Source organism: Streptomyces sp. NPDC093097 (assembly GCF_044754325.1).
Classification (GTDB): Bacteria; Actinomycetota; Actinomycetes; order Streptomycetales; family Streptomycetaceae; genus Streptomyces.
In genome coordinates this window covers 18,579-28,240 of the sequence record NZ_JBIVOW010000011.1, presented here as the reverse complement: position 1 = coordinate 28,240, position 9,662 = coordinate 18,579, and the positions used below count along the sequence as shown (strand labels likewise).

Annotated in this window: 1 protein-coding gene; it reads right to left on the bottom strand. The window is 75.5% G+C overall.

Going from position 1 to position 9,662, the window contains the following annotated elements; translation table 11 throughout:
• Nucleotides 1-64 precede the first annotated feature (64 nt).
• The gene (locus tag ACIQE0_RS19890) at nt 65-9,628 is read right to left on the bottom strand and encodes a type I polyketide synthase (RefSeq protein WP_402333786.1); all 9,564 of its coding nucleotides are present in this window, start codon (nt 9,626-9,628) and stop codon (nt 65-67) included.
• Between the last annotated feature and the right edge of the window lie 34 nt (nt 9,629-9,662).

Here is a 9,662-nt window from a genome sequence, read left to right as displayed (position 1 = left end):
GGACGACCGGAGTGCCTCGACGTACTTGTTGGGGGTCGTGCTCATGGTGGGCTCCAGCTCTCTTTCAGTTCGCCGAGTTCTCGGTGGCCAGCCGCAGCAGGGCTTCGGCGTCCATGTCGTCGAGGGATTCCGAGGTGGCGTCGGTCTCGGGGGCGGGGTCGTCGCCGGGATCGGAGTCGGCGAGTTTGAGCACCATGTCGAGGAGGCCCGCCTTGCGCAGTCGTCCGATGGGGACGGTGGCGAGCGCCTCGCGAATGCGGGCGTCGGGGTCGTCGGGGCGGCCGGTGCCTGCGTCCTCGGGTGCGGTGCCGAAGAGCAGCGGGCCGAGGTGGGCGGCGAGGGCCGTCGGGGTCGGGTGGTCGAAGACGAGGGCGGCCGGCAGCGGCAGGCCGAGGGCGGTGCGCAGCCGGTTGCGCAGTTCGACGGCGGTGACGGAGTCGAATCCGACGTCGCGGAAGGCGCGGCCGGCGGGGATGGCATCGGGGGTGTCGTGGCCCAGGGTCGCGGCGGCCTCGGCGCGGACGGCCTCGACGAGGGCCCGGCCGCGCTCCGCGGCGGACAGTTCGTCCAGGTGGCGGCGGAGCGGCGGGACGGCCTGGTCGGTGGCGTCGCCGGTCGCGGTGGCCGGTTCGTCGGTCAGGGCGCGGACGGCCTCCGGCACCGTGCTGATCAGGGCGCTGGGGCGGGTCGCGGTGAAGCTCGGGGCGAACGTCTCCCAGTCCATGAGGGTGACGGCGAGGGTGGTGTCGTCGTCCTCCAGCATCTGCTGGAGCGCGCCGAGGGCGTGGTCCGGTTCCATGGCGCGGACGCCTTGGCGGTGCAGGCGCTCGTGGACCTCGGGGACGGTGGCCATGCCGACCTCGCCCCAGGTGCCCCAGGCGACGGACGCGCCGGTCAGGCCCAGGGACCTGCGGTGGGCGGCGAGGGCGTCGAGGTAGGCGTTGGCGGCGGCGTAGCCGGGCTGGCCGCCGCTGCCCCAGACGGCGGCGCCGGAGGAGAACAGCACGAACGCGTCGAGGTCGTGGTCGGCGGTGAGTTCGTGCAGGTGGCGGGCGGCGGTGAGCTTGGCGCTCAGCAGCGCGTCGAGCTGGTCGAGGGTCAGGTCGGCGACCCGGGCGTCCCCGTCGGCCACGCCCGCGGAGTGGAAGACCGAGGTGAGCGGCTGGTCGTCGGGCAGCTCGGCCAGTAGGGCGGCCAGGGCGTCGCGGTCGGCGGCGTCGCAGGCGGCGAGGGTGACGCGGGCGCCCAACGCCTCCAGTTCGGCGCGGAGTTCGGCGGCGCCGGGTGCGTCGGGGCCGCGGCGGCTGGTGAGCACGAGGTGCCCGGCGCCGTGTGCGGCCATCCAACGGGCGACCCGGCCGCCGATGCCGCCGGTGCCGCCGGTGATCAGGCAGGTGCCGCGGCCGGTCCAGGGCCGGGCGGGGTGGGGTGCGGACGGTGTGGCGTGGACCAGGCGGCGGGCGAGGACTCCCGAGGCGCGGACGGCGAGTTGGTCCTCACCGGCCGGTTCGGCGAGCAGGCCGGTGAGCCGGGCGGCGGCGCGGGCGTCGAGGGTGGCGGGCAGGTCGATCAGGCCGCCCCAGCGGTCGGGGTGCTCCAGGGCGACGACCCGGCCGAGGCCCCACAGGGCGCCCTGCACCGGGCTGCCGAGGGTGTCGTCGCGGCCGGTGGCCACGGCGCCGTGGGTCAGGCACCACAGGGGCGCGGTCAGGCCGGCGTCGCCGAGTGCCTGGACCAGGACGAGGGTCTGGCCGAGTCCCAGCGGCATCGATCCGTGGTCCGGGTGCAGGTCCTCGGCGGCCGCCAGCAGCGACACGACGCCCGTGAACTGCTCGCCGTCCTCGACGAGTTGGGCGAGGTGCGCGGCCCAGGCGGCGCGGTCGGTGCCCTTGGCCTCGAAGCGGAGGGTGTCGGTGCCGAGGGCGTCGAGTGCGGCGGCGACCCAGGGGGTGTCGGCGTGGTCCGGCGGGACGACGACCAGCAGCCGGCCGGTGGCGCGGGCGGCGGGCTCGGCGACGCGGGTCCACTCCACGTGGTAGCGGAGCGCGTCGGCGTGGGTGCGGGCCTGGGTCTTGGCGCGCCAGGTGGACAGGGCGGGCAGGACGGTGCCGAGCGCGGTGTGCCCGTCGTCGGCGGGGACGCCGAGGGCGGCGGCGAGCGCGGCGAGGTCCTGGTTCTCCACCAGTTCCCAGAAGGCGGCGTCGGAGGCGTCGCCGTCGGCGGGGGTGGCGGGGCGGGGTTCGGGCCAGAAGTCCTGGCGCTGGAAGGGGTAGGTGGGCAGGTCCACCGGGGCGTAGGCGGGCCGGGCGAAGGCGGTGGTCCAGTCGACCGGGGCGCCGTGGGTGTGGGCCTCGGCCAGCGAGGTGATCAGGCGCCGGAGGCCGCCCTCGTCGCGGCGGAGCGAGCCGAGGACCACCGCGGACTCGCCGGTGTCCGCGGCCACCGCCTCCTGGGTCTCCTGGATCGGGGCGGCGAGCACGGGGTGCGGGCTGACCTCGATGAAGACGCGGTGTCCGGCGGCGAGGAGGGCGCGGGTGGCGTCCTCCATGCGGACGGTCTGCCGCAGGTTGGTGTACCAGTAGGCGCCGTCGAACGCGGCGTCGTCCACGCGGGCGCCGGTGACGGTCGAGTAGAACGGCACCTCGGGGGCGCGCGGGCTGACCGGGGCGAGGACGGGGGCGAGTCGGTCGCGGACGGCCTCGACGTGGCGGCCGTGCGAGGCGTAGTCCACGGACACCTTGCGGGCCCGGACGCCCTGCACCTCGCAGGCGGCGTGCAGGGCGTCGAGCGCGTCGGTGTCACCGGAGACGACCACGGACGAGGGTCCGTTGACGGCGGCGACGGACAGTGCCTCCTGCCACGGGGCGAGGAGTGCGGTGACCCGCTCGACGGGCGCGGAGACCGACATCATGCCGCCGCGCCCGGACAGTTGCGGAAGTGCCTGGCTGCGCAGGGCGACCACGCGGGCGGCGTCCGCGAGGCTGAGGGCGCCGGCGACGTACGCCGCGGCGATCTCGCCCTGGGAGTGGCCGACCACGGCGGCGGGGGCGACGCCGTGCGCGCGCCAGAGCGCGGACAGCGCGACCATCATGGCGAACAGGGCGGGCTGGACCACGTCGACGCGTTCCATCAGGGCGGGGTCGCCCTCGCCGGCCAGCACGTCGTGCAGTGACCAGTCGGTGTACGGGGCGAGGGCGGCGGCGCAGTCGTCGACCGCGGTGCGGAACACCTCGGAGGTGGCCAGGAGTTCGCGGCCCATGCCCCACCACTGGGAGCCCTGGCCGGGGAAGACGAAGACGACGCCGGCGGGATCGGGGGCGGCGGCGCCGGTCACCACGCCGGCCGCCGAGGCGCCGGTGGACAGGGCGGTCAGGCCGCGCAGGAAGTCCTCGTGCCGCTCGCCGACGACGACGGCGCGGTGGTCGAACGCGGTGCGTGTGGTGGCCAGGGCGTGTCCGATGCGGGCGGGCGGCAGGTCCGGGGCGTGCTGCACGGTGGCGAGGAGCCGGGCGGCCTGGTCGCGCAGGGCGGCGGCGGACTTGGCCGAGAGCGGCCACGGGACGACGGTGTCGGTGGCGGTCTCCGCGGGCTGTTCGGGGGCGGCGGGCGCGGGCTCGTCGGCCGGGGCCTGTTCGAGGATCAGGTGGGCGTTGGTGCCGCTGATGCCGAAGGAGGAGACCCCGGCGCGGCGGGGGCGCCCGCTCTCGGGCCAGGGGGTGCGGGCGCGGAGCAGTGCCACGGCGCCGGCGTCCCAGTCGACGTGGTGCGAGGGCTCGTCGAGGTGCAGGGTGCCGGGCAGCGCTCCGGCGGCCATGGCCTGCACCATCGTGATGACGCCGGCGACGCCGGCCGCGGCCTGGCTGTGGCCGATGTGGGACTTCACCGAGCCGAGCAGCAGCGGTCGTTCGGGGTCGCGGCCCTGGCCGTAGGTGGCGATGAGGGCCTGGGCCTCGATGGGGTCGCCGAGCTTGGTGCCGGTGCCGTGCGCCTCCACGGCGTCGACGTCGGCGGTGGTCAGGCCGGAGTTGGCCAGCGCCTGGCGGATGACGCGTTGCTGGGAGGGGCCGTTGGGGGCGGTCAGGCCGTTGGAGGCGCCGTCCTGGTTGACGGCGGAGCCGCGGAGGACGGCGAGGACCTGGTGCCCGTTGGCACGGGCGTCGGACAGGCGCTCCAGCACCACCACGCCGACGCCCTCGGCGAGGGTCATGCCGTCGGCGGCGTCGGAGAACGGCTTGCAGCGGCCGTTCTCGGCCAGGGCGCGCTGCCGGCTGAAGCCGACGAAGGCGTGCGGGGTGGCCATGACGGCCGCGCCGCCGGCCAGGGCGAGGCTGCTCTCTCCGCTGCGCAGGGACTGGCAGGCCAGGTGCAGGGCGACCAGCGAGGAGGAGCAGGCGGTGTCCACGGTGACAGCCGGGCCTTCCAGGCCGAGCAGGTAGGAGACCCGCCCGGACAGGACGCTGGCCGCGGTGCCGGTCATCATGTGGGTCTCGGACTCCCCGGTGCCGTTCTGCACGGTGCTGGAGTAGTCCTGGTAGCTGGCGCCGAAGAAGGTGCCGGCGGCGCTGCCGCGCAGCGCCTCGGGGTCGATGCCGGCCCGCTCGCACGCCTCCCAGGAGGTCTCCAGCAGGAGCCGCTGCTGCGGGTCCATGGCGAGGGCCTCGCGCGGGGAGATGCCGAAGAAGCCGGGGTCAAAGCCGGCCGCCTCGTGCAGGAATCCGCCCTGGACGGAGTAGGTGTGGCCGGCCCGGTCCGGGTCGGGGTCGTACAGGCCCCGGGCGTCCCAGCCGCGGTCGGTGGGGAACTCCGAGATGGCGTCGACGCCGTCGAGGGCGAGCCGCAGCAGTTCCTCGGGGGTGTCGGCGCCGCCGGGGTAGCGGCAGCTCATGCCGATGACGACGATCGGGTCGTCGTCGGCCGGCGTGCCGGTCGCGGCGCCCGGCTGCGATGCCTGGCCGGTCAGGCCGAGCGCCGTCGCCTTCATGTAGGCGGCGAGCGCGGCGCAGTTGGGGTGGTCGAAGACCATCGTGGACGGCAGCCGCAGTCCGGTGCCGGCGGCCAGGCGGTTGCGCAGGTCGACGGCGGTGACCGAGTCGAAGCCGAGGTCGCGGAAGGCGCGGCGCTCGGGGAAGGAGTCCGCGGAGGCGTGGCCGAGGACGGCGGCGGCCTCGGTGCGCACCAGGGTGAGCAGCAGGCGGTCCTGTTCGGCGTCGGTGAGGCCGTGCAGCCGGGCCGCCAGGCCGCCGGCGGCCGGGTCCGCGGTGGCGGGGGCGGCAGCCCGGTCCAGGCGGCGCCGGACCTCGGGGATCTGGTCGAAGAGGTGCGCGGGGCGCCCGGCGGTGAAGACGTCGTGGTAGGTGTCCCAGTCGATGTCCATGAGGCCGATGACGGTCTCGTCGTCGTCCAGGACGTGCTGGAGTGCGGCCATCGCCACCTCGGGGTCGAGGTATTCCAGGCCGCTGCGGCGGATGCGGTGCGGGTCGGCCAGTTCCCGCTCGGCGTCGTCGGGCCACTTGCCCCAGTGGATGGAGGTGGCGCGCAGTCCGCGGGCGCGCCGCTGCTCGGCGAGCGCGGAGAGGTAGGCGTTGCCGGCGACGTAGGCGGCGTGCACGCCGCTGCCCCACATGCCGGCGGTGGAGGAGTACAGGACGAAGTCGTCCAGTTCGGCGTCGTCGAGGAGTTCGTCGAGGATCTGCGCGCCGGTCACCTTGGCGTGCACGACGCCCGCGAACGCCTCCACGGTGGTGTCGGCGAGCGCGGACAGCTCGATGCTGGCGGCGGCGTGGAGGACGGTGCGGACGGTGCGCCCGTCGGCCTTGAGGCCGTCCAGGAGCGCGGCGACGGCGTCCCGGTCGGTGAGGTCGCAGGCGGCCGCGGTCACCTCGGTGCCCAAGTCGGCGAGTTCCGCGATGAGTTCGGGAGCGCCGGGGGCGTCCGCGCCGCGTCGGCTGACCAGCACCACGTGCTCGGCGCCGCGGTGGGCGAGCCAGCGGGCGAGCTGGGGGGCGAGGGTGCCGGAGCCGCCGGTGATCAGGGTGGTGCCGCGCGGCTGCCAGGTGCGGGCCGGTCCGCCACCGCGGTGTCCGGCGCGGACGATCCGGCGGGCCAGCACCCCCGCCGGGCGGACGGCCAGTTGGTCCTCGGCGCCGAGGGCACCGGACAGGACGGCGGCGAGCCGCTGGGCGGCCCGGGCGTCGAGGGCGGCGGGCAGGTCGACGGTGCCGCCCCAGCGCTCGGGGTGCTCCAGGGCCGCGGTCCAGCCGACGCCGGCGATCTGGGCCTGGACGGGCCGGGTGACGGGGTCGGACGGTCCGGTGGCGAAGGCGCCGCGGGTCAGGAACCACAGCGGCGCGGGGACCCCGGCGTCGCCGAGTGCCTGGACGAGGGAGACGGCGAGGGCGAGCCCGCGGGTGAGGCCGGGGTGGCGGGTGTCCCGGTCCTCCGCCGCGGCGAGGACGGAGACGATGCCGGTGACGTCCGCCAGGCCGGCCAGGCGCTCCCGGAGGACGGCCCGGTCGGTGCACTCCGCGTCCAGGACCAGGCGCCGCACCTCGGCGCCGTGGGTCTCCAACGCGTCGGTGACGTCGGCGTCGTCGATGCCGTCGGCGGTGACCAGCAGCCAGGTGCCGGTCAGCGCTGCGCGAGGTACCTGGGTCAGTGGTGTCCAGGTGACGCGGTAGCGCCAGGAGTCGAGGGTGGCGCGCTGGGAGCGGGCCCGGCGCCAGGAGGTCAGGCCGGGCAGGATGGCGGCGACGGATTCCTCGTCGGTGCCGAGCGCCGCGGTCAGCGCGGAGACGTCCGCCTGCTCGACGGCGGCCCAGAACTCGGCGTCCATCGGCGCGTCGGCGGTGGGGTGGTCGGCCGCGGTGCGGGTGGGCCAGTACCGCTCGCGCTGGAAGGCGTAGGTGGGCAGGTCCGCCAGGGACGCGCCGGTCCCGGCGAAGGCGCCGGCCCAGTCCACGTCCACACCGCGCACGAACGCCTCGGCGGCGGACAGCAGGAAGCGGTCCAGGCCGCCCTGGTCGCGGCGGAGCGTGCCGGAGGCGAGGGCCGGTACGCCGGCCTCGTCGATCGCCTCCTGTACCGCCATCGCCAGTACCGGATGCGAGCTGACCTCGATGAACGCCCGGTACTCCGCCGCCAGCAACTCCCCTACCGCGTCGGCGAACCGCACCCGTCCGCGCAGGTTGCGGAACCAGTAGTCGGCGTTCAGCTCGCTCGTGTCCAGCCAGTCACCGGTGGCCGTGGAGAAGAACGGGATCTCCGAGGGCCGGGGGGCCACCTCCGCGAGCGCTTCGAGCAGTTCGTCGTGCAGGTCCTCGACCTGGTGCGAGTGCGAGGCGTAGTCCACCGCGATCCGCCGGGCGCGGATCTCCTCGGCGGTGAGCTGGGCGTACAGCTCGTCCAGTGCTGCCGGTTCGCCCGACACCACCGCCGAGCCGGGGCCGTTGACGGCGGCCACCGAGACCCGGCCCGCGAAGCCGTCCAGGCGGGCTTCGAGGGCGTCGACCGGCAGCGCGACGGACATCATCCCGCCGCGTCCCGCCAGCGAACGGCCGATCGCCTGGCTGCGCAGCGCCACGACGCGGGCGCCGTCCCGCAGCGACAGCGCGCCGGAGACCACCGCGGCGGCGATCTCGCCCTGCGAGTGCCCCACCACCGCGTCCGGCTCCACGCCGTGCGCACGCCACAGCGCCGCCAACGACACCATGACCGCGAACGACGCCGGCTGGACCACGTCCACCCGCTCCGGCGACGGCGCGCCCTCGGCGCCCCGCAGCACATCGAGGAGCGACCAGTCGGTGAACTCGGCCAGCGCCTCGGCGCATTCGGCCATCCGCTCGGCGAAGACCGGCGCCTCGTCCAGCAGTCGGGCGCCCATCCCGACCCACTGCGAGCCCTGGCCGGGGAAGACGAACACGGTGCGGCCCTCGACGTCCGCGACGCCCTCGGCGACGGTGTTCGTGGCGCGGCCGGCGGCCAGCGCCTGGCTGCCGGCGAGGAGTTCGGGGAGGTCGGGGGCGACGACGACGGCGCGGCGTTCGAGCAGGGCGCGGGCGGTGTGGAGGGTGTGGCCGATGTCCTGGGGCCGGAGTGCGGGGTCGGCCGTCACTCGGGTGGCCAGGGCGCCTGCCTGGTCGCGCAGGGCCTGTTCGTTGTGGCCGGAGAGGATCCAGGGCAGGGCCGCGACCGGTCGTGCGGGAGCGGTGTCGGCGGCGTCCGTGGTGTCTGCGGGTTCGGGTGCCTGTTCCAGCAGGGCGTGGGCGTTGGTGCCGCTGATGCCGAACGAGGAGACCGCGGCGCGCCGCGGGTGGCCGGTCTCCGGCCAGTCGCGGGCCTCGGTGAGCAGCCGCACCGTACCGGTCGACCAGTCCACGTGCGAGGAGGGCTCGTCCGCGTGCAGGGTCTGCGGCAGTCGGCCGTGGCGGAGCGCCATCACCATCTTGATGACGCCGGCGACGCCCGCGGCGGCCTGGGTGTGGCCGAGGTTGGACTTCAGGGAGCCGAGCCAGAGCGGTTGGTCGGGGGTGTGGGCCTGGCCGTAGGTGGCGAGCAGTGCCTGGGCCTCGATGGGGTCGCCGAGTCGGGTGCCGGTGCCGTGGGCCTCGACGGCGTCGATGTCGGCCGCGGTCAGGCCGGTCCGGGTGAGGGCGTCGTGGATGACCCGTTCCTGGGAGGGGCCGTTGGGGGCGGTCAGGCCGTTGGAGGCGCCGTCCTGGTTGACGGCGGAGCCGCGCAGGACGGCGAGGACGGGGTGGCCGTTGCGGCGGGCGTCGGAGAGGCGTTCGGCGACGAGGACGCCGACGCCCTCGGCCCAGCCGGTGCCGTCGGCGGCGTCGGAGAACGCCTTGCAGCGGCCGTCGGGGGCCAGGCCGCCCTGGGCGCTGAACTCGACGAAGACGGAGGGCTCGGTCAGGAGCGTGACGCCGCCGATCAGGGCGAGGGCGGATTCGCCGGTGCGCAGGGACTGGGCCGCCAGGTGCAGGGCGACCAGCGAGGAGGAGCAGGCGGTGTCGACGGTGACGGCCGGGCCTTCGAGGCCGAGGGTGTAGGAGAGGCGGCCGGAGAGGACGCTGGCGGCGGTGCCGGTCAGGGCGTGGCCGTGGAGTTCGGTGGCGGTGTCGGCGGCGGGGGCGCCCCAGTGGTAGGAGCCGACGAAGACTCCGGAGCGGCTGCCGCGCAGGGAGGTGGGGGCGATGCCGGCGCGTTCCAGGGCTTCCCAGGCGACTTCGAGGAGGAGGCGCTGCTGGGGGTCCATGGCGGTCGCCTCGCGCGGCGAGATGCCGAAGAAGGCGGCGTCGAAGTCGGCGGCGTCGTAGAGGAATCCGCCTTCGTGGGTGGTGCTGCTGCCTTCGCCGCTGCCGGTGAGGGTGGCCAGGTCCCAGCCGCGGTCCGCGGGAAATCCGGATATGGCGTCGGCGCCGGAGGACACCAGCTCCCACAGGGATTCGGGGGCGTTGACGCCGCCGGGGAGTCGGCAGCCCATTCCGACGATCGCTATGGGTTCGTGGTCCTTGGATTCCAGTTCGTCCAGGCGGCGTCGGGCGCGTCGGAGGTCGGAGGTGACCCGCCGGAGATAATCGACGATTTTCTCCTGCTGGTCGGGCTGGCCTTGCGGGAATTCCGGCATCGGTTTGTCCTCGTCATCGGGTCGCGAACGAAAG